The sequence below is a fragment of the Echinicola jeungdonensis genome (genome assembly GCF_030409905.1).
Classification (GTDB): domain Bacteria; phylum Bacteroidota; class Bacteroidia; order Cytophagales; family Cyclobacteriaceae; genus Echinicola; species Echinicola jeungdonensis.
In genome coordinates, this window is record NZ_JAUFQT010000001.1 from 2,447,206 (window position 1) to 2,468,067 (window position 20,862).

Genomic DNA, 20,862 nt, shown 5'->3' on the forward strand with positions numbered 1-20,862 from the left:
CCCGTTGATATAGTATGACTACGATACCGCTTCCAAAATACAAGATCCACCAGGCACTGGTCCATTTGATCCAAGAAAAAATTGAGGAGGCCCAATTGCAGATCAACCATTTGAAAAATGCCGCAGCAGAGGACACAAAAAGCAGTGCTGGAGATAAATATGAAACGGGTAGAGAAATGGTCCAGCAGGAAATAACCAAAACAGAAAAGCTTTTGCAGGATTATAAAACTCAGCGGGAAATGGTAAAAAGCCTACCATTAAAAAATAATTCTGAGACAGTTAGAAAAGGATGTGTTGTCCACACCCAAAAACTTATTTTTTATGTTTCTGTAAGTTTCGGGAAATTCTTGGTAGAAGGGCAGGAGATATTTGCAATGTCAGAAAAAGCGCCTTTAACCCAAAAAATGATGGGAAAAAGCTCAGGGGACCAAATCAGTTTCAATGGAATGGAATATAAATTGGAAGCAGTCTACTAAATAGGGGGGAGTAGGGAAGTGAAAATTTTGGAAGACCATCCCGGAATGTTTATTATTAACCACGCATTTCAGTTTTTTGGAATATTTGCCACTTTGAAAAACAGTGGGGAAAAGCTCTTGCTGTAATTAACGGCCAGCCGATTAACAGGCTATTCATTAAAGTGAAGCGCTAAAAGTTCCAGATAGGTGGTTAGTTTGGAAATGGAACCAAAAGCTGAAAGATAAAGGCCAAGTAAATTTTTAAAGAAGGGCAAATAAAGAAGGGGAATTGCGGTTTGGCACTGGAGGGATTGATTTTCGGTGGTGCTCGTCCCCATTCATTTTTCTTTTGCAAGAAAATGTTCGCCCTGGCAAATCGAGGTGATGTTTATTCCAGGGAAAATAAAAAATTTTTCTAAAGAGCTTATTGAAAGTATATTATGTTTTATAGAGATTGTGATTTTTCCGATATAAAATGAGAATTCATTCTGTAAAATTTGTGATATTTGAAAATTGTAATTAGAATTGTCGCTCAAATAAAAAATGATGTTAAACACAGCCCTAATAAATATCACCCCCATTATTGCTGAAATGATTCAGAAGGTTGACTGTGTCTTTTTTACTACTGCCAAATCCGGTACATTTTTTACTACCACCATTACGGGGTAATCCCGTTTGTATCTATTATATTGCCGCCATTAATCGGTCCGGGCTGGACCAAATTTCCAATAGAAAGTTATTAAAACGTATTCATTTTTATGAAAATTATAAAATTCGGAGGATCATCCATCTCTAGCATTGAAAATATTGAAAAGGTGTTTTCCATTATAGAGGAAAAAGCTGAAAAGGAAGACTTTGCACTTGTCTTTTCCGCCTTTGGAGGAGTCACTGAACAATTACTTCAATGTGCCTCTATCGCACAACAAAGTGAAGAGAGCTATAATGCCATCCTGCAGGAATTGGAAAAAAGGCATATGGCTATAGTGAAAAAGCTTGTGCCAGTGCAGCAGCAGTCCACTGCATTGACCTTTGTAAAAGTAAGGTTCAATGAGTTGGGAGACCTTTTCCACGGGATTTATTTGATAAAAGAATGCTCTGACAGAACCATGGATTATGTCCTGAGCTTTGGAGAACGATTGGCTACTTTTATCCTGACGGCAGGTTTGAGGGCCAGGGGTAAGGAAGCGGTTTACCTTGATGCCAGGGATGTTGTGAAAACTGATGACCGCTTTGGGCATGCTCGTGTGGATTTCAAAACCACTGATGCCCTTATCAATGATTATTTTGCTTCCCACCCAGGTCTTAAAGTGATTACCGGATTTATCGGTTCCACCTCCAAAGGAGAAACCACCACTGTAGGAAGAAGTGGTTCTGATTATACTGCAGCCATTTTTGCTTCTGCTTTGGATGCCGAAGGCTTGGAAATTTGGACTGATGTTTCTGGAGTAATGACCGCTGATCCAAAATTGGTTTACGCTGCCTTCACTATTCCACATTTGAGTTATAGTGAGGCCATGGAACTTTCCCATTTTGGAGCCAAAGTGGTTTTCCCGGCCACCATGCAGCCGGCCATGAAAAAAGATATTCCTATTGTAATAAAAAATACCTTTGCTCCAGATGAGGAAGGGACTTTGATCAGCAACGATTCCGGGAATGGAAAAATGATCAAGGGAATTTCCTCCATGGGAAATATATCCCTATTAAACATCCAAGGTGCAGGCTTGGTAGAAGTGATCGGAGTAAGCCGAAGGGTGTTTGGGGCTTTGGCAGATGCAGAGATCAATGTGATCCTGATCAGTCAGGCTTCTTCAGAGCACAGCATTTGCGTAGCCATCCAATCCAAGGATGGTGCTAAAGCCAAGGCGATCATTGAGCAGGAGTTCTATTATGAGATTAAGAACGGGGATATGGATGAAGTGGTGATTTTTCCTGAAATGGCTGTGATTGCCGTGGTAGGTGAAAACATGCAACACAATCCAGGGGCCAGCGGCCGTATGTTCCAAGCTTTGGGCAGAAATAATGTCAATGTGACTGCCATTGCCCAAGGTAGTTCTGAGTTGAATATTTCTGCGGTTATCTCCCAATCTGATCTGCAAAAAGCGCTGAATGCTTTGCATGAGGCTTTCTTCCTATCCGATTACAAGGTACTTCACGTATTCTTGGTAGGGGTTGGATTGATTGGAAAAGCCTTGATCAAGATGATTGCAAGCCAGCAGAAAAAACTTCAGGAGGAAAATATGCTGGACATTCAAATCCATGGTATGGCCAATTCAAGATACATGAAATTCCATGAAGATGGATTTGACCTGAATACAGTTGCTCCCCCTGATGAAAATGATATTCCTATGGATATGGACAAGTTTATCGACACCATGTCAGGAATGAATTTTTCCAATTCCGTATTGGTGGATTGTACTGCCAGCCAGGATGTTTCTGATGTATATGAAAGAATCCTGGATGCCAAAGTGGGAATCGTTACGCCTAACAAAAAGGCCAATTCGGGTCCATTGGATACCTATAAAAAACTTAAAAAGCTGGCTGGTCAACGCGGCGTTAGGTTCTTTTATGAAACCAATGTGGCTGCAGGCTTGCCGGTGATCAATACCCTTCAGGACTTGGTATTGAGTGGTGACCATATCCACAGCATTGAAGCTGTACTTAGTGGTTCAATGAATTATATATTCAGCGAACTTGAAAAAGGAATTCCTTTCAGCGAAGTTGTAGCCCAAGCCAAGGAAAAAGGCTATACAGAACCTGATCCACGTGATGACCTTAGTGGTATGGATGTGGCAAGGAAAATTTTGATCCTGGGAAGAGATGCTGGTCAGGACCTCCATTTTGAAGATGTAGAAGTTCAAAGTATGGTGCCTGAGGACTGTCAGGATGCTTCCTCTGTGGAGGAGTTTATGGAAAAATTAAAAGCTCATGATGGCCATTTCCAAAAATTATTGGAAGAGGCCAATAATGAGGGGAAGAAGTTGAGATTTATGGCTACCCTTGAGAATGGGAAGGCCAAAGTTGGCTTGAATGCTCTGGACAGTGAGCATCCATTCTATACATTGAAAGGAAGTGATAATATGATCTTGTTTACTACCGAACGATATAATGATTACCCCATGATCGTGCGTGGACCTGGAGCTGGAGCCGATGTGACTGCTGCAGGGGTCTTTGCCGATATAATTAGACTAGGGAATTACTCAAGATGAAAAAAGTAACCGCTTTTGCACCGGCTACCGTAGCCAATGTGTCCTGTGGTTTTGATATCCTGGGCTTTGCTGTTGAGGAATTGGGTGACAGGGTAACTGTTACCTTTTCCGAGGAGCCCGGCCTTAAAGTAACCAAAATAGAAGGAGACCAAGGTAGGCTTCCCTATGATGTGGATAAAAACACTTGTAGTGTAGCTGTTAAAGCTATGCTGGAAAAATTAGATTTCCAGGGTGGAATTGAGATTCATTTGACCAAAGGGTTGCCATTGGGAAGTGGAATGGGCTCCAGTGCCGCAAGTTCTGTGGCCGCTTTAGAGGCAACCAATCGGCTTTTGGGAAATCCTTTGGATAAAAAAGATTTATTGCCTTTTGCTATGATTGCCGAGGGTGTGGCCTGTGGAGCCCCTCATGCAGATAATGTAGCTCCATCCCTTTTAGGAGGGTTCGTTTTAGTCAGAAGTTATGATCCGCTGGATGTGACCAAGCTTCATGTCCCGAATGGCTTGTATTGCACCTTGGTACATCCACATTTTGAACTGAATACAGCGGATTCCAGGAGTGTTCTCCGGCAGCAAGTGCCTTTAAAGGATGCCATCATCCAATCCGGAAATATTGCAGGATTGGTTGCGGGTCTTTTTCAGGAAGATATGGGTTTGATCAGCCGTTCTCTACAAGATGTGATTGCAGAACCGTCCAGAGCAGTTTTGATCCCTGGATATGAAGAAATCAAAGAAGCCATTAAGGAAGCAGGGGCATTAGGTTGTGGCATTTCAGGTTCTGGACCTACTACCTTTATATTGTCTCCCAGCAGGGAAATTGCCCATAAAGTAAGTGATATAAGTCAGGAAGTATTTAATAAAATGGGCTTAGAGGTAGATTTATATGTTTCTGCGGTTAACATCCGTGGAGCCTATGTTATCAATGAAGAATAATCATGAAGTTTTACAGTACCAATAATTCGGGACATCAAGTTGATCTCAGGGAAGCGGTTATCAAAGGATTAGCTCCGGACCAAGGGCTTTATATGCCCTGCAGCATTCCAAGAATGCCTAAGGATTTTTTTGAAAAATTGCCTTCTCTTTCATTTCAGGAAATTGGATATGAAGTAATTGGAAACATATTTTCTGAGGACCTTAGTAAGGATCAAATTAAAGACTTGGTGGACCATACTTTGACCTTTGATGCACCCTTGGTAAAAGTGGAGGAAAAGGTTTACAGCTTGGAATTATTCCATGGTCCAACTTTGGCTTTTAAAGATTTTGGAGCAAGGTTTTGTTCCAAGCTGATGAGCCTTTTGGTCGAAGACCAGAAAATTAAAGTTTTGGTGGCAACTTCCGGAGACACTGGGAGTGCTGTTGCTAACGGTTTTTATAAAGTGCCCGGAGTGGAAGTGGTAATACTTTACCCTTCCGGAAAAGTGAGTGTTCTCCAGGAAAAACAGTTTACTACCTTGGGTGAAAATGTAACTGCCTTGGAGGTGGATGGAGTATTTGATGATTGCCAGCGCATGGTTAAGGAGGCTTTTTTGGATAAAGAGCTTAATGAGCAAATGCTGTTGACCTCTGCGAATTCCATAAATATTGCCAGATGGATTCCCCAATGCCTGTATTATTTCTATGCCTTTTCGCGGCTGCCCAAAACAACAGATAAATTGGCGGTAGCAGTTCCAAGTGGTAATTTTGGAAATATTGCTGCGGGGATTCTTGCTGAGAGAATGGGCTTGCCTATTGATACATTTGTTGCAGCCACCAATATCAATAAAGTGGTGCCAGACTATCTTGGTGGAGCGACCTTTAGGGCAAGACCTTCCTTGCAAACCATCAGTAACAGTATGGATGTGGGTAACCCATCCAATTTTTACAGGCTCTTGGCCTTGTACGGGAATGATGAAGAAGAATTGAAGGCCAAAGTGAAAGGTTATTTCTATGATGATGGAACCACCCGTGGGGCGATGAAGAAGGTAAAAAAGGAAACTGGATATATCATGGATCCTCATGGTGCAGTGGCTTACTTAGGATTGAAAGAGTTTTTGGAAGACCATGAAGGGTATACAGGCATATTTCTGGAAACTGCCCACCCTGGTAAGTTCAACAATGTGGTAGAGGAAACTTTGGATATTCAATTGCCTTTGCCGGAGAGGTTGGAAACTTTCCTCCATGGAACCAAAAAGACTGAACCTCTAAAAAATGATTTTAGGGCTTTCAAAGAATATTTAAAAAGCCACTAAAAACAAAACCCAGCTTAATGGCTGGGTTTTGTTTTTTTAGATGATTTTAACTTAGTTGTTGGAATCTCCATTCTCTTTAGGGAAATTCTTTATTTTCCAAGCTTTCATTTTTTCTTGGTATTCTTTGAGTTTGGGCTCATTTTCTTTTTCCCAGGCCTTCATTTTTTTCTCGAATTCCTTCATTTTTGGACCATAGGTTTCCTCCCACTCAATTTGCTTTCCTTCCATATCCTTACTCCAAACTTTCATTTTTACTTCCCATTCCTTGATGGTGGAAGCATGCTGTTTTTCCCATATTTCCATTTTATTCTCAAAGGCTTTGGACTTGGCTTCCATTTCCCCTTCCAATTGCTCAAACTTGGCCTGGGGTTCAGCTTTCCTTTTTAAGTTTTGAGGAGTGTAATCTTGGAAAAGCTGAGCTATTTCCACTGAAAAATTGCTGAGGTTCAAGGCTTCATCTGCAATGTCAAGATCCATATTCAACATAGGGGAGACAAATTCAATCACTTCCAATGGTGGAATAACAGGCATAGGTGAAATATCTAAGTCTATGGCAGGAAGGTGTGAAAGCTCTAAAAGGGGCATAGGCTCACCTTCAACAGATGGAGGGTTTTTCTCTATCTTATTGGGTTTGGAAGGAGGGATAGTGTCAGAAGGATAGTTCCTCGGGTAATTAAGTTCATAAACAGCCTCTATTTCCTCTTCTGTGACAGCTGTGGGTGGTGTTTGGGCCGGGACAGGTGGAGTTGCTTTCAATGATTTTTCAATAAGGGTATTTTTTTCTTTTGAAGGTATGGCTCCCATGAACAGGATAGCACTAAGAACCAAAAAAATATGATTGTAAGGGTAATTAAAGGGGATGGGCTCTCTTTAGGGGTTCGGAAGCCCAGTAACCTTTTTATTCTATTTAAAGTTGGTTGGGGCCCATGGGTTGCCAAAGAAATATCAGGGGCATTAGCATTGTTTATTTCTGCAATTGTAGCCAAACCATGAGCCATATGGGAAGGAGAAAAACCCAGCTTCAGAACAGTATCATCGAAGGCATTTTCTCTTTCTTTTCGGACCATATCATTAATCCACCAAAAGCAAGGATGAAAAAAGAAAAATACCTCCATACAAGATTGTAAAATATTAACCAGATAATCATACCTTTTTATATGGGCCAGTTCATGGGCAATTATGGCCTCCAACTGTTTGGGGGAGATTTGAATGAGAAGGCTGCACGGTATTAAGATAATTGGTTTTAAAATCCCATAGGTTATGGGTACATGGATGATTTGGCTTTCCAAAATGCTTAGTTTGCGGTGAATGCCCAAAGATGTTTTCAAACCTTCTGTCTTTTTTTGCAAATCTGCAGGAAAAGGAATTCCATGTTTTTGATCTAAACTTTGAATGGCCACTATACTTCCAAAGAGCCTGATAAAGAAGAATAGAGAACCCATTAACCAAAAATTGGTTAATAAAGGAAATAAAGGTTCTATATAATAGAATTCTAGGTTGTTTTGAGAAGGAGACGCTGGTGGGGTGGGGGTGAAATTATGTGGAACTAATTGATGAACCAAAGCTTCCCCGGGTGTGGTCACCTCGGTGGGGTCTTGTTGGTCCATGTAATGCTGGAAGGTAAAACCCGTGGTAATAATAATTACCATCAATGCAATCAGGCCTGCCATATACCGAAATTGCGAGGATCTTGCGGAAGCCCACCTGATTACCAGCCAAAGTGCAAGGCTGATAAGCACAATTTGCCATATTGAATGTACCAATGTCCAGCCTATGGCATGAATGTATTTCTCTGAGATGAGGGAATTAAGAAGGTCCATGATTATTGGTTTTCCAATTTTTTGAGCAATTCACGTATTTCTTTGATTTCTTCCTTGGAAGGATTGCTCTGACCCAATGCCCGCATGATGAGCTTTTTAGCAGAGCCTCCGAATGCCATTGCGGTAAAATTGTTCAACAAAGAGTTTTGGACTTCCTTTTCCGAAATGGCAGGCATATATATATGACCTCTTCCGTGTTCCTTTCTGTTTAAAAGTTTTTTACCATGCATGATCTGCATGATTTTTAAAGTGGTGGTATAGCCGGTATCTTTTTTTTTTGCTATTTGTTCATGCACTTCCCGTACAGTGGCTACTTCTTTTTTCCATAAGATGTTTAGAATTTCCAGTTCACTATCAGTGGGCTTGTAAGCCATGAGATTGTACGATTTGTTTCGTAATAAAACTATATGATTTAAATCGTATATAAAATCTTATTAGAGGAGGAAGACTTAATTTTGTAGTAAAAAAAGTACCTTTTAGAATAAAAAAAAGGAACTTTTTAGGTATATTAATAGTTGTATATACATATAAATAAAGAATTGGATTGTTAAAGGATAAAGATTTACTTGGTTGAGAAAGAGCCTTTTAAAGCATCTCAAAAGATGTGTGAAAGGGATGCAGATCGTCCAACTCAAAGGAGTGGGGAAAGCTGTTTAATTGCCCAAAAGGCCAGAATATTCTGGCCTTTTCTTTATTTTTATGGTGATGTGTTTAATTACATTTAATTGGAAGGGGTTCCCGGGATATAAATTAATATTGGTTGCTAACCGGGATGAATTTTTTGAAAGACCTACTCAGGGCTTGCATCAATGGCCTGCGGGTTTTTTTGCGGGTAAAGACCTGAAAAATGGTGGGACTTGGATGGGCTTTCATCCTTCGGGCCGGTTTGCGGCGATTACAAATTTCCGGGATTTGGATCATTTAAAATCCAACCCAATAAGCAGGGGAAATTTGGTCAAGGATTTTTTGGAGAAAGAAGTTGATCCTCTTGCTTACCTAAAGGAAGTAGAAAAATTTCAGGACAGATTTGATGGTTTTAATTTACTGGTGGGCTCTGGTGAGCATCTGTTTTATATGTCCAATTATAAAAAGGGAATAGAAGAAGTCAAGCCGGGGATTCATGGACTTAGCAATGCTCTTTTGGATGACCCTTGGCCAAAAGTGAAAAAAGCAAAATCCGATCTGGCTCATATTTCCAGTAAGGGGGAGTTCACTTTAAATCAACTTATGGCTATTCACCAGTCAGAGAAAAAAGAACCTTTTGAATTATTACCCTATACAGGGATTCCCAAAGAAATGGAACAGGCGCTTTCTGCCCGGTTTATTCGTTATGGTGGGGAATATGGAACGGTGAATATTTCTGTCCTTTGTTGGAAAGAAAATGGTGAAGTGATTCTTTTGGAAAAAAATACCCGGCCAGATGCTCCTGAAAATGCTTTCCAGCAAGTGGAATTAAAAGTAGGACAAGCCATTGGAAATTACCGGGGATAGTTAGTGAAAAAAGAATCAATTGGCATTTAATTTTTAAATTTGCCATTCAAATTGATGGTCGTCCCCAGAAATCACAATTTATCGCCTTTTGGCGAACTCAAATAATGGAAAACTGTTCTATACAATATGAAAAAAGTAGATGTACTGATTGTTGGAGCCGGCCCCATAGGTTTGGCTTGTGGTATTGAAGCCGAAAAATATAATTTGGACTATGTAATCCTTGAAAAAGGAACCTTGGCCAATTCCATATTTAATTATCCGGTTAACATGACATTTTTTTCCACTTCAGATAAATTGGAGTTAGGCGGGATTCCGTTTATGTCCATTAATAGAAGGCCCACCCGTCCGGAAGCTTTGGAGTATTACAGAAGGGTAACTGACCATTACCAGTTAAAAGTGAAGCTTTACGAGGAGGTTAAAAAACTTCAAAAAGAAGGGGACTATTTTGTGGTGAAATCCTCTAAAGAGACCTATCTGGCTGAAAAGGTAATTCTTTCTACTGGATTTTATGACCTTGCTAATAAAATGAATGTACCCGGTGAAGATCTGGATAAAGTTACTCATTATTATAAGGAACCGTGGCCATATATTGGTCAAAAAGTGATTGTGGTCGGTGGAGGAAATTCAGCGGTTGATGTTGCCCTTGAAGTATGGAGAAAAGGTGCAGAGGTGACCATGGTGATGATGAATGAATCCGTGGACAGGAACGTCAAGTATTGGGTATTGCCGGATATTGAAAACAGGATAAAGGAAGGTTCTATTAAGGCTTACTTTAACACAAAAATAAAGGAGATCCGGGAAAATGAAGTGGTTTTGGATACCGGAAAAGGAGAGGAAACCGTTCCCAATGATTTTGTGCTGGCCATGACTGGATATCAGCCTAATTATGAATTGCTGGACCAGTTGGGCGTACATCTAACTTTGGATGAAAAAAGGAGGCCCTGTTTTGATTCCAACAGTCAAGAGTCCAATATCCCTGGTTTGTATTTGGCCGGTGTGGTTTGCGGTGGTTTAAATACCCGGGAATATTTCATAGAAAACACCATTATTCATGCCCATGCCATATTTGAGGATATCATGACCAAAAGAAGTCCAATTTCTAAATAACAAAGGGCAGTTTAACATTAATGAGGAAGGGTAAGGGTAAAAGTGGTGCCTTTCCCTTCTTCGCTTTCAACTGATAATTGGGCTCCTATTTTTTTTGAGTTTTCTTTGCAAAGGGACAACCCCAAGCCAGTTCCTTTTTCCCTTTGAGTTCCATAGGTGGTCTTAATATCCATTTCAAAAAGGGTATTAATCTTTTCCCGTGATATCCCTATTCCGGAATCTTCCACCATTACAGATACATGCTGGGTAGTCTCTTTGACTAGAAATTTAATGCATCCACCTGATTTTGTGAACTTAATGGCATTTTGAATCAGGTTTCTAAGGATAAGGGAAAACCTGTCAACATCAGTTTTGATAATAGGGTTATCTTCATAGTCAATTATAAAATGGATGCCTTTTTGTTTGGCCAAAGTGTGGTAAACACTCAAAAAACTTTTACAAATATCAGCCACATGATTTTCAGTAAAGCTGACCTCCCGGTTTTGCAGCTCAAAGGTGGCCCAATCCAATATATTGTCCAGCATTTTTTGGGTATTGTTGGTCATGGTATAGAGCTCCTCTTGGGCCATTTTCATTTCCTCTTCATTCAAATCTTTGTTTTTGATCAGTTTAAGTATTTGCGTAATGGAAAGTAAAGGGTTTTTTAGGTCATGGGAAATCAGGGCTATTATTTTGTCCTTTTGATCATTACTTTTTTTTAAGGCATAATTGGCTTCTCCCAATGCCCTGCTTTTGGTTTCAGTTTTCTTTTTCTGAATTAAATAGGACTTTTTAAGGGTGACAATGATGGCAAAAATTCCAACCAAACATGTTAAATAACTTAATTCATGGTCAATGAATTTAATATCAGGGTTGTCATAGGTGGCAGGGATGATCTGAGGATAATAGTTGTCAATATAAAATAAAATGCTAAAAAACAGGAAATTATATAATATCCAGAAGTGGTAATTTTTTTTGTGAGACAATGCCATGATGATGATATGGATCATCATGAAAATGTATAAACTCGGTCCCTCAATACCGTCATTTAAATAAAAATTGATGGCCAAAATCGGGTAGCTCAAGGTACTAAAGATCAAAAAGCCTAGTTTGTAATGCCCCTTAAACCTTCCCAAATAATAAACCCCGCCCTGAGCTAGTGTAGCACCTATAACAATCCATCCTAACATTAATTGACCTAAGTAATACATGTTAAACAAAGCCATGCTGGCCAAATAAAAAATGACAATAATAGAGATGGAATTGAATATTTTGCTTTTTACATTATAGTTAAAATTATCAATCGTTAGAAAATTCCAGGTGTTTCTTATTAAATCAATCAAAATGGTAAAAATTGAAATTAGATAATGGATAAACTTCTAAAGAGGTAATCGATTCAAAAGGTTTTAAGAATAAAAGTACTATTATTTGTTGGGTTATTCCAAAAAATGTAATTAATAAAAAGTCTTTCAGATTGGAAAAAAAATAGTTTGTCTATTTTTGATCCTCAAAAGAATTAAAATCAGAATGGGTTTCCAATTCCTTTTTCCCAAATTGAAAAAGAAGCCTTTTCCTGAAAATAGATTTTAGGTAAGAGGTTATGGTACAAATATGTCTATAAACTGAAATTTTTTTCCATCAAAGAGCCCTTTGTCACTTAACTTTAAATCAGGGATTACCAATAGTGCCATGAAGCTCAAGGTCATGTAAGGTGAAGCAAGGCCGGATCCCATTTCTTTGGCTATTTGATCTATTGCGGTATATTCTTTTGCTACCCAATAACCGTCCTCATTGGACATAATTCCTCCAATGGGAAGGGGTAAAATCTTCTCCTTTCCAGGGTTTACAGCTGAAATCCCCCCTTTTGCTTTAATTATTAAATTGACTGCTTTTGCAATGGAGGCATCATCAACTCCCACAGCAATGATATTATGGGAATCATGTCCTACTGAACTGGCAATGGCGCCTTCCCTCAAACCAAAATTCTTGATAAAAGCAATAGAGGGTGAGGAGTTTTTATAACGGTTGACTACTGTGATCTTTAAAATATCTTCTTCTAAGTTTGGGGTAGCCATCCCATTTTTGATGCAAATATTTCCCTGGATTTCCGGGGTGATCAATTGCCCATCAAGAGCTTCGATTATCCTGATCTTGGCCTGCTTTCCATGGAGCTGAAAATCTTTTTCGGATTTTAAGCTTGTGTTAAAGTTATTGATCAATGGAATTTTTACAGGTTTGATATGGGATTTTCCCCTTTCTGCTACCTTGTTACCATTAATAAAAGTTTGGATCATGGGGAAATCCTCCAGGTTTTCCACAACAATGAAATCTGCCCAGTCCCCTGTTTTTAATTGACCAACATCAAGCGAATAATGATTAATTGGGTTTAGGCAGGCAGCTTGCAGTACATCATACAGGTTTTTTCCTTTTTTTATAGCCCTGATGACAAGCTGATTGATATGCCCTTCCGCTAAATTATCCGGATGTTTGTCATCAGAACAAAATAAGATTTGATCGGCATGGTCATCTATTAGGTCGATTAGGGCATCAAAATTTTTGGCTGCACTCCCCTCGCGGATTGCGATTTTCATTCCATGTTTTAACTTGTCCATTGCCTCCTCCTGTGTAAAGCATTCATGGTCGGTGCTAATGCCAGCCTCAATGTATTTTTTTGCCATTTCTCCCTTTAATCCAGGAGCATGGCCATCCACTGGTTTTCCATGTTTTTGGGCCACGGCAATTTTTTCCATGACCTCCGGATCCCTGTCCACCGTTCCCGGCCAATTCATCATTTCCGCCAAGTATTTTATTTCTTTCCTGGCTAAAAGATCATCGATGTCCTGAGCAGTGATTTCTCCTCCTGCCGTTTCAAAAGGGGTGGCGGGTACGCATGAGGGAGCCCCAAAATAAAATTTGAAATTGACCTGTGCTCTGTTTTGGATCATAAAGTCCACTCCTTTTTTTCCACAAACATTGGCAATTTCATGGGGGTCGGAAACGGTTGCCACCGTACCATGCGTAACCGCCAATCGGGAAAATTCTGAGGGGACAAGCATAGATGATTCCACATGAACATGGGCATCGATAAAGCCTGGTAAGATATAATGGCCTGGAGCAGCATCAACTTTTTTGATAGATGCAATTTTTTCATTTTCTACCTGGATGGTAGCAGGATAAATTTTACGTTGGGGAATATCAACAAATTGTCCGCTAATGGAGAAGGAAGCCATAAGAAAATTATTGATTTAAAGTATTCAAATATAAAGGATTATTGGGAATAGGAAAGGGATGATTAAGGAGGAAAATACTTATTGAAATGTGGAAATTGGGAAAAGGTGGAATAAAATACTTGCTGAAAATAATAATTTTCCTTTTTCAACTGCCTCAGTTGGAACAAGTTCTAATAATCGATATAAATCCCTTATATTTGCCTTAATTTGAATAGTCACCACCGTAAATTTTTAGGATGAGGAAAATTGTAATCGCCATTGATGGTTATTCTGGTTGCGGAAAAAGTTCCACCGCAAAGGCTGTGGCTAAAAAATTGGGATATACCTATATTGATTCCGGGGCCATGTACCGGGCGGCTACGCTTCACTTTATTAATAAATTTACGGTTCTCACAAACCCAAAAGACATCCAACAATCATTGGATTCTCTTGAGGTGGAATTTCATAAGAATGAGGACACCGGAGAGCAAGAAACCTATTTAAATGGGTTAAATGTGGAAAAAAAAATCCGAAGCATGGAGGTTTCAGAAAGGGTAAGTGAAGTGAGCAAAATCAAAGAGGTCAGAAAGGAGCTGGTAAGCCAGCAGCAAAAGTTAGGGAAACATAGAGGGGTCGTGATGGATGGACGTGATATTGGAACTGTTGTATTTCCCGAGGCCGAGTTAAAAGTATTTATGACCGCCAACCTCAGTGTCCGTGCGGAACGCCGGCAAAAGGAGTTGTTGGAAAAAGGTCAGATGGTGGACTTGAATCAGATCATACAAAATTTATCCGAAAGAGACCGGATAGATTCCACCCGAAAGGAAAGCCCCTTGAAAAAAGCCCCGGATGCTTTTGAAATAGATACCAGTTTATTGGATTTTGAGGAACAAGTTTGCGAAATTACGGCCCTGGCAAACAGAAAGATAGAAGCACAAATAGATTAAGGATGGAAGTAACCATAGATAAGAACTCAGGCTATTGTTTTGGAGTGGAATTTGCCATCAAAATGGCAGAGGATGAGATGGAAAGTGGGGGGCGTTTGTATTGTCTCGGTGATATTGTCCATAATGATATGGAGGTGAAAAGATTGAGCGAGAAAGGCTTAATTGTGATCAATAGAGAAGCCCTGCAAGACCTAAGGGATTGCAAAGTGTTAATCAGGGCGCATGGAGAGCCCCCTGAAACCTATAAACTGGCTATCGAAAATAATATTGAATTGATTGATGCTTCCTGTCCGGTGGTATTGAAATTACAACATCGTGTCAAGACGGCTTTTGACAAGATGGAAAAGCGAGATGGGCAAATTGTCATTTACGGCAAAAAAGGCCATGCAGAGGTAATCGGGCTGACCGGCCAGACCAGGGGAAAAGCCATTGTTGTAATGGATGATGAAGATTTGGAAAAAATTGATTTTTCAAGGCCTGTGACCTTGTTCAGTCAGACCACCAAAAGCACCAAAGGCTTTTATGCCCTTAAAGCCAAAATCCAGGAAAGAATGGCCGATTCCCAGTATTCTCTGGAGGAAGTTGATTTTACAGCCAACGATTCCATCTGCAGGCAAGTTTCCAACAGAGAGCCTCAATTGACCCGCTTTGCCAATGAAAATGATGTGATCATCTTTGTTTCAGGGAAAAAAAGCTCCAATGGAAAAGCTCTTCACCAGGTCTGTAAATTACAAAATGAAAAGAGTTATTTTGTGGAGAATGAATCCGAACTGGATCCTACATGGTTTTCAGAAGAGGACAAGGTAGGCATTTGTGGGGCAACTTCCACCCCCATGTGGCTTATGGAGCAAGTTAGGGACTACATAAAATCCATGGATCAAATCCAATCAGCTTGCCATTAATCCGAAGAATTTAAGAATAATGGTCCATTACTTTTTCCGCCTGTAAATATTACTCGAATTATCTTCTTATAACTAATGTATTTTATTAGATTTGAGGCGTTTTTCAAAGGACCATATAGTTTCAAAATTAAATATGTCAAAACTAGTTAAGCTTAAGAAGGGATTTGATATTAAGCTGGCGGGAAAGGCTGAAAAACAAATAGAAGCTTTCCAGCCAGCTCAGACCTTCGCCATCAAGCCTACGGACTTTGTGGGGATGCAGCGCCCTAAAGTTCTTGTCAATGAAGGGGATACCGTCAAATCAGGTACGCCTATCCTATTTGATAAAAAACTCGATAAAGTGCTTTATGCAGCTCCAGTATCAGGGGAAATTGTCGAAATAAAGCGGGGCGAAAAAAGAAGATTGTTGGAGATTAAAATCCTGGCCGATAAGGAGATCAGCTATGAGGAATTTGACAAATTCTCTGAATCGGATATAAAATCCATCTCTAAAGAAGCGGCCGTTGATCAATTATTGAAAGGCGGGGTTTGGCCACAAATTATCCAAAGGCCTTATGGTATTGTTGCCAATCCGGAGGATGAACCCAAGGCCATTTTTATTTCGGGATTTGATTCCCATCCCTTAGCACCAGATTATGGGATGCTTTTAAAAGGGCAGGAAAAATACTTCCAAGCAGGAATTGATGTCCTGAAAAGACTTACCCCAGGCACTGTTCACTTGAACCTGGATGCCCAATCTGAAGTTTTGTCAGTTTATTCTGACCTTAAAAATGTACAGGTCAATAAATTTTCCGGCCCTCACCCAGCTGGAAATGTAGGTATCCAAATCCACCACTTGGATCCGATCGGTAAGACCGATATTGCCTGGACGATTAATCCTTATGGAGTTGCTCAAATTGGTAAACTCTTTTTAGAAGGTGTATATGATGCTTCCAAAGTGATAGCCGTGACCGGTTCTGAGGCAAAAAAAGCGGCCTACGCAAATACTTATCTGGGTGCTTGTGTTGATAAATTTGTAGCAGAAAATACCAATTCAAGTAACTTTAGGGTTGTTTCAGGAAATGTCCTTACAGGGGAAAGAATCAACCATGATGGGTATGTTGGTTATTATGACCACCAGATTACCCTCCTTCCTGAAGGCGATTATTATGAGTTTTTGGGTTGGGCGAAACCAACTACAGATAAGCTTAGTTTCCACCGTGCACTTGGCTTGTTTTCATTCCTTTCTCCCAATAAGGAATTTGTTTTGGATACCAACAAGAGGGGTGAAGAAAGGGCTTTTGTTCAAACAGGTGTTTTTGAGAAAGTAACCCCTATGGATATTTTACCAGTTTATCTCTTGAAAGCCATCATGGCTGAGGATTTTGATGAAATGGAAGAGTTGGGGATTTATGAAATCGTGGAAGAAGATTTGGCACTTTGTGAATTCATCGATGTATCCAAGCACCCTGTACAAGAAATAGTCAGAAAAGGAATAGAACTAATTCAATATAGTTAATCAATATGAAGTTTCTACGTGATCTGTTAGATAAACAGAAGCCACTATTTCAAAAGGGTGGCAAATTGGAGCGTTTGTATTATTTGTATGAGGCAGGGGAGACTTTTATGTTTTCTCCCAATCATACAGCAGATATAAAAGGAACGCAGGTTAAAGACGCCATCGATCTTAAAAGGATGATGATCACTGTAGTGGTTGCCCTTTTGCCTTGCTTATTATTTGGGATCTATAACACAGGAGAACAACATTTTCTTGCTGTAGGCGAGAGTGCTGCTACCTTTGGAGATAAATTCCTTTTGGGCTTGAAATTGGTGCTGCCCATTGTTATTGTGTCATATGCTGCTGGTGGTATTGTTGAAGCTATCTTTGCAGTAATTAGAAAACACCCCATTAATGAAGGGTTTTTGGTAACAGGGCTATTGATTCCCCTTGTTGTTCCTGCCACTATTCCTTTATGGCAAGTGGCTTTGGCTACTATATTTGCCGTAGTCATTGCCAAAGAGGTGTTTGGAGGAACAGGAATGAATATCCTGAACGTTGCCATGACTGCAAGGGCATTCTTGTACTTTGCTTATCCAGCACAGATTTCTGGAGATCAGGTATGGACTTATTTGGGGGATAAAGCAGCCGTTGATGGATTTTCCGGCGCTACCGCATTAAGTGTTGCTTATAATGCTGGACAAAGCGGTGAGGTCGTTACTTCCGCATTGGCTTCTCATAATGCAGCCATTGGAGACCATTTGTACAGCTTTGCCAATATGTTCTTTGGATTTATTCCCGGTTCTATCGGAGAGACCTCAGTCTTGATGGTCCTGATCGGTGCTTTGATCCTAATTGCCACAGGTGTGGGAAGCTGGAAAATTATTTTAAGTGGTTTTGCAGGTGCCTATATCATGGGGTTGATTATGAACGTCTTGGCGGTCAATGAATTTATGGCATTGCCAGCTCACTATCACCTTGTAATGGGCGGGGTAGCCTTTGGTATTGTGTTTATGGCCACTGATCCGGTTTCTGCTTCCCAGACCGAATCCGGAAAGTGGATTTATGGGTTATTGATCGGTATCCTTACCGTGATTATCCGGGTGACCAATCCGGCCTACCCTGAGGGGATCATGCTTGCCGTTCTATTAATGAACGTGTTTGCCCCATTAATCGATTATTATGTTGTGAAAGCAAACAAGAAAAGGAGGTTACAACGTGCAACAGTCTAATACATACATTATCACCTTTTCGGTAATTCTTACCGTAGTACTTGGGTTTTTATTGTCCGGGACGTCCCAATTATTGGGACCAATTCAGAAGGAGGCCGAGGCCTTGGATACTAAAAAGCAAATTTTGGGCGCGGTGATGAATGCTGAAGAAATTGCTACTATGAAGCCAAAGGAAATCAGGTCTTATTATGAAAGCCATATTTCTTCCAAAGTGGTAAACCTGGAAGGGGAGGAAATTACAGAGCAGGACGGTGCCAAAGTACAAGCGGAAACCGTTGACATTGGTAAGAATTATAAAAAAGCTCCAGAAGATAGACTTTTCCCAGTATTTGTTTATCATGAAGAAGGAAGTCCTGAAGATGTGGTGGCCTATATTCTCCCACTATATGGGGCAGGTCTATGGGATGCCATTTGGGGATATATCGCTTTGCAAACAGATATCAATACTATAAAGGGGATTACCTTATCCCACGCTGGTGAAACCCCAGGTTTGGGTGCCAGGATTACTTCCCGTGAGGTTCAGCAAAGATTCAAAGGGAAAGAAATTTTCTCTGAAAGTGGAGATTTGGCATCTGTTGCCATGCAAAAAGGAGAAGGCAAAGATTACTCCGGTGAACCGCATAAAGTGGATGGAATGTCAGGAGCTACCATTACTGGCGATGGAGTAAATAAGATGCTGGAAAACTATCTTGGTTACTACCAAGCCTACTTGAAGAAGCTTAAAGGCGACGGTTCAGGTGAAGGAGTAGCTGTATTAAATTAATTTATAGAACGTCTCAACTTTATTCATATGAGCACAGAAACAGCAGAAAAAACTGAAGTAAAAAAATCTTCCGAAGCGCTTCTGTCAAAAAGAAGGAAAAAACTGGTTACAGATCCTTTGGTGGATGATAACCCGATTACGATTCAGGTATTAGGGATCTGTTCGGCCCTAGCGGTAACCACACAGATGCAGCCTACCTTGGTAATGGCATTGTCTGTGATTTTCGTGATTGTGATGGCCAACCTTACCATTTCAATCATGAGGAATACCATTCCTACCAGGGTGCGGATCATTGTGCAATTGGCCGTGATTGCAACACTGGTAACTTTGGTTAATGAGATTTTGAAAGCCTTTGCTTACGACATGTATAAGGAATTGTCGGTCTTTGTAGGGTTGATCATTACCAACTGCATTGTGATGGGAAGGTTGGAAGCATTTGCCCTGGGTAATAAGCCATACGATTCTGTCTTGGATGGATTTGGTAGTGCCCTTGGGTATTCCTGGATCATCCTTGCAGTAGCATTCTTTAGAGAGCTTTGGGGATCAGGTTCCGTATTTGGTGTTCCTGTTTTTGATACCGTTTCCTCTTTATTTGGCGAGGACTTCTCCCTGGCCACCAATGGCCTAATGGTTACTCCGGTAGGAGCATTTATCATTTTGGGATTGATTATTTGGGTACAGCGTACCAAGACAGGTTATGTAGAACATTAATTTAATTGCTAAGAAATGGAATTATTTAGCTTAGGAATTCGGTCAATATTTATTGACAATATGGTATTTGCTTACTTTCTGGGGATGTGCTCTTTTTTGGCCGTATCCAAGAAAGTAAGTACAGCGTTAGGTCTTGGTTCTGCAGTGATCTTTGTATTGACCATTACCGTACCTTTAAACTGGTTGTTGAATGAATTTGTCCTTAAAGAGGGTGCATTATCCTTCCTTGGAGAATCATTTTCTTCTGTGGATCTTACCTTTTTAAGGTTCATCATGTTTATCGCTATCATCGCAGCCATGGTCCAATTGGTGGAAATGGTTGTAGAGAATTTTGCCCCTGCTCTTTATGGAGCTCTGGGGATTTTCCTTCCTTTGATTGCAGTAAACTGTTCAATCCTAGGTGGTTCATTGTTTATGGCCCAGCGGGATTATACCCTTGCAGAAGCTTCAGTTTATGGTTTTGGCTCAGGAACAGGTTTCTTCCTGGCGATTGTAGCTTTGGCTGCCATCCGTGAAAAACTGAGATATTCCAATGTTCCCAATGGGCTAAAAGGCTTGGGAATTACCATGCTGATTACCGGTTTAATGGGAATTGCATTTATGTCCTTTATGGGAATTGACCTGTAATTAAGGAATAATATAAATATTGAAAAGCCCTGTGGTAATCCATAAGGGCTTTTTTTTGGCCTTTGGATATTTAGGCATCATTTTTATTGGGTAATAAATTGATCAAATATTTTATTTTATGTCCTTTACTTCAAAGCGTGTAATTAACTATTTTCTTAAAGGGTTGCTTTTTGTGGTGCCCTTGGCTATAACCATTTATATTATTTATGGTGTAATCCAGTTTCTGGATAACCTTATTCCAATTACAATACCTGGTTTTGGAATTTTAATTGTTTTTGGTTTGATTACTTTTATAGGGTATTTGGCAAGTATATTCATTACCAAGCCCATATTTGAATTATTGGAGAGATGGTTGTTCAGGATCCCTTTGGTCAATATACTTTATACCAGTATTAAAGATTTGATGTCTGCCTTCGTGGGAGACAAAAAGAAATTTAATACACCTGTAAAGGTTGATTTGACTGAGAATATTAGCAGATTGGGATTTATCACACAAGATAACCTGGAAGTGATAGGGGAGCAGGATATGGTAGCCATATACTTTCCCCATTCCTATAATTTTAGTGGAAACTGCTTTTTAGTTCCAAGAAAAAATGTGAAAATTCTGGAAAATGTAAAAAGTACCGATGTGATGAAGTTTATTGTATCGGGTGGAGTTTCGGAGTTAAGTGGCTCCAACCATAAAAGTGAAGAAAACAATTAAAGCTCC

19 protein-coding genes are annotated in these 20,862 nt (G+C 40.0%); 14 read left to right on the forward strand and 5 right to left on the reverse strand.

What is annotated here, in order from left to right; translation table 11 throughout:
* The first annotated feature begins 14 nt into the window (after positions 1-14).
* From QWY93_RS10125 to thrC, 4 genes are all read left to right on the forward strand, one after another.
* The gene (locus QWY93_RS10125) at positions 15-476 is read left to right on the forward strand and encodes a hypothetical protein (RefSeq protein ID WP_290248113.1); all 462 of its coding nucleotides are present in this window, start codon (positions 15-17) and stop codon (positions 474-476) included.
* 737 nt (positions 477-1,213) lie between these two features.
* On the forward strand, positions 1,214-3,661 hold the full coding sequence (gene thrA, locus QWY93_RS10130; protein ID WP_290248114.1) for a bifunctional aspartate kinase/homoserine dehydrogenase I: 2,448 nt from the start codon (positions 1,214-1,216) through the stop codon (positions 3,659-3,661).
* Entirely contained in the window at positions 3,658-4,593 is a 936-nt protein-coding gene (locus QWY93_RS10135) for a homoserine kinase (RefSeq protein WP_290248116.1), read from the forward strand. The genes thrA and QWY93_RS10135 overlap by 4 nt, the downstream gene beginning before the upstream one ends.
* A 2-nt stretch (positions 4,594-4,595) precedes the next feature.
* Complete coding sequence (gene thrC, locus QWY93_RS10140; RefSeq protein ID WP_290248117.1) at positions 4,596-5,888, forward strand: threonine synthase; 1,293 nt, start codon at positions 4,596-4,598, stop codon at positions 5,886-5,888.
* A gap of 51 nt (positions 5,889-5,939) precedes the next feature.
* On the opposite strand, the gene QWY93_RS10145 is transcribed toward thrC, so the two are convergent.
* Genes QWY93_RS10145 through QWY93_RS10155 form a run of 3 tightly spaced genes read right to left on the reverse strand, consistent with a single transcriptional unit; the run spans position 5,940 to position 8,082 of the window.
* A complete protein-coding gene (locus QWY93_RS10145; protein WP_290248118.1) occupies positions 5,940-6,644 on the reverse strand; it encodes a hypothetical protein in 705 nt (234 codons plus the stop codon).
* Positions 6,641-7,708, reverse strand: coding sequence for a M56 family metallopeptidase (locus QWY93_RS10150; protein WP_290248119.1), 1,068 nt, complete (start codon positions 7,706-7,708; stop codon positions 6,641-6,643). The genes QWY93_RS10145 and QWY93_RS10150 overlap by 4 nt, the downstream gene beginning before the upstream one ends.
* A 2-nt stretch (positions 7,709-7,710) precedes the next feature.
* Entirely contained in the window at positions 7,711-8,082 is a 372-nt protein-coding gene (locus tag QWY93_RS10155; RefSeq protein ID WP_290248120.1) for a BlaI/MecI/CopY family transcriptional regulator, read from the reverse strand.
* Between the two features lie 331 nt (positions 8,083-8,413).
* Between QWY93_RS10155 and QWY93_RS10160 the strand changes: the two genes are divergently transcribed.
* Together QWY93_RS10160 and QWY93_RS10165 are read left to right on the forward strand one after the other, a co-directional pair.
* The gene (locus QWY93_RS10160; RefSeq protein WP_290248121.1) at positions 8,414-9,199 is read left to right on the forward strand and encodes an NRDE family protein; all 786 of its coding nucleotides are present in this window, start codon (positions 8,414-8,416) and stop codon (positions 9,197-9,199) included.
* Positions 9,200-9,325: 126 nt separating this feature from the next.
* Positions 9,326-10,306 carry a YpdA family putative bacillithiol disulfide reductase gene (locus QWY93_RS10165; protein ID WP_290248122.1) on the forward strand — a complete coding sequence of 327 codons (981 nt, stop codon included), beginning with the start codon at positions 9,326-9,328 and terminating at the stop codon, positions 10,304-10,306.
* Positions 10,307-10,323: 17 nt separating this feature from the next.
* Here QWY93_RS10165 and QWY93_RS10170 read toward each other — a convergent pair whose 3' ends face one another.
* The gene (locus QWY93_RS10170; protein WP_290248123.1) at positions 10,324-11,628 is read right to left on the reverse strand and encodes a sensor histidine kinase; all 1,305 of its coding nucleotides are present in this window, start codon (positions 11,626-11,628) and stop codon (positions 10,324-10,326) included.
* Positions 11,629-11,883: 255 nt separating this feature from the next.
* Positions 11,884-13,515: an adenine deaminase gene (ade, locus tag QWY93_RS10175; RefSeq protein WP_290248124.1), complete on the reverse strand. Its 1,632-nt coding sequence runs from the start codon at positions 13,513-13,515 to the stop codon at positions 11,884-11,886.
* Positions 13,516-13,751: 236 nt separating this feature from the next.
* Between ade and cmk the strand changes: the two genes are divergently transcribed.
* The 8 genes from cmk to QWY93_RS10215 all read left to right on the forward strand — a co-directional run bounded on the left by cmk (position 13,752) and on the right by QWY93_RS10215 (position 20,856).
* A complete protein-coding gene (gene cmk / locus QWY93_RS10180; protein ID WP_290248125.1) occupies positions 13,752-14,441 on the forward strand; it encodes a (d)CMP kinase in 690 nt (229 codons plus the stop codon).
* Between the two features lie 2 nt (positions 14,442-14,443).
* Positions 14,444-15,343, forward strand: coding sequence for a 4-hydroxy-3-methylbut-2-enyl diphosphate reductase (locus QWY93_RS10185; RefSeq protein WP_290248126.1), 900 nt, complete (start codon positions 14,444-14,446; stop codon positions 15,341-15,343).
* Between the two features lie 133 nt (positions 15,344-15,476).
* Positions 15,477-16,841 (forward strand): Na(+)-translocating NADH-quinone reductase subunit A, encoded by a 1,365-nt coding sequence (locus QWY93_RS10190; RefSeq protein WP_290248127.1) that lies wholly within the window; start codon positions 15,477-15,479, stop codon positions 16,839-16,841.
* A 5-nt stretch (positions 16,842-16,846) separates the two neighbouring features.
* A complete protein-coding gene (locus QWY93_RS10195) occupies positions 16,847-18,052 on the forward strand; it encodes an NADH:ubiquinone reductase (Na(+)-transporting) subunit B (protein WP_290248128.1) in 1,206 nt (401 codons plus the stop codon).
* The gene (gene nqrC / locus QWY93_RS10200) at positions 18,039-18,815 is read left to right on the forward strand and encodes an NADH:ubiquinone reductase (Na(+)-transporting) subunit C (RefSeq protein WP_290248129.1); all 777 of its coding nucleotides are present in this window, start codon (positions 18,039-18,041) and stop codon (positions 18,813-18,815) included. Before QWY93_RS10195 ends, nqrC begins: the two co-directional genes overlap by 14 nt.
* 27 nt (positions 18,816-18,842) lie before the next feature.
* The gene (locus QWY93_RS10205; RefSeq protein WP_290248131.1) at positions 18,843-19,526 is read left to right on the forward strand and encodes an NADH:ubiquinone reductase (Na(+)-transporting) subunit D; all 684 of its coding nucleotides are present in this window, start codon (positions 18,843-18,845) and stop codon (positions 19,524-19,526) included.
* 15 nt (positions 19,527-19,541) lie between these two features.
* Positions 19,542-20,153: an NADH:ubiquinone reductase (Na(+)-transporting) subunit E gene (gene nqrE, locus QWY93_RS10210; RefSeq protein ID WP_290248132.1), complete on the forward strand. Its 612-nt coding sequence runs from the start codon at positions 19,542-19,544 to the stop codon at positions 20,151-20,153.
* 118 nt (positions 20,154-20,271) lie between these two features.
* The gene (locus QWY93_RS10215; protein WP_290248133.1) at positions 20,272-20,856 is read left to right on the forward strand and encodes a DUF502 domain-containing protein; all 585 of its coding nucleotides are present in this window, start codon (positions 20,272-20,274) and stop codon (positions 20,854-20,856) included.
* Positions 20,857-20,862: the final 6 nt, after the last annotated feature.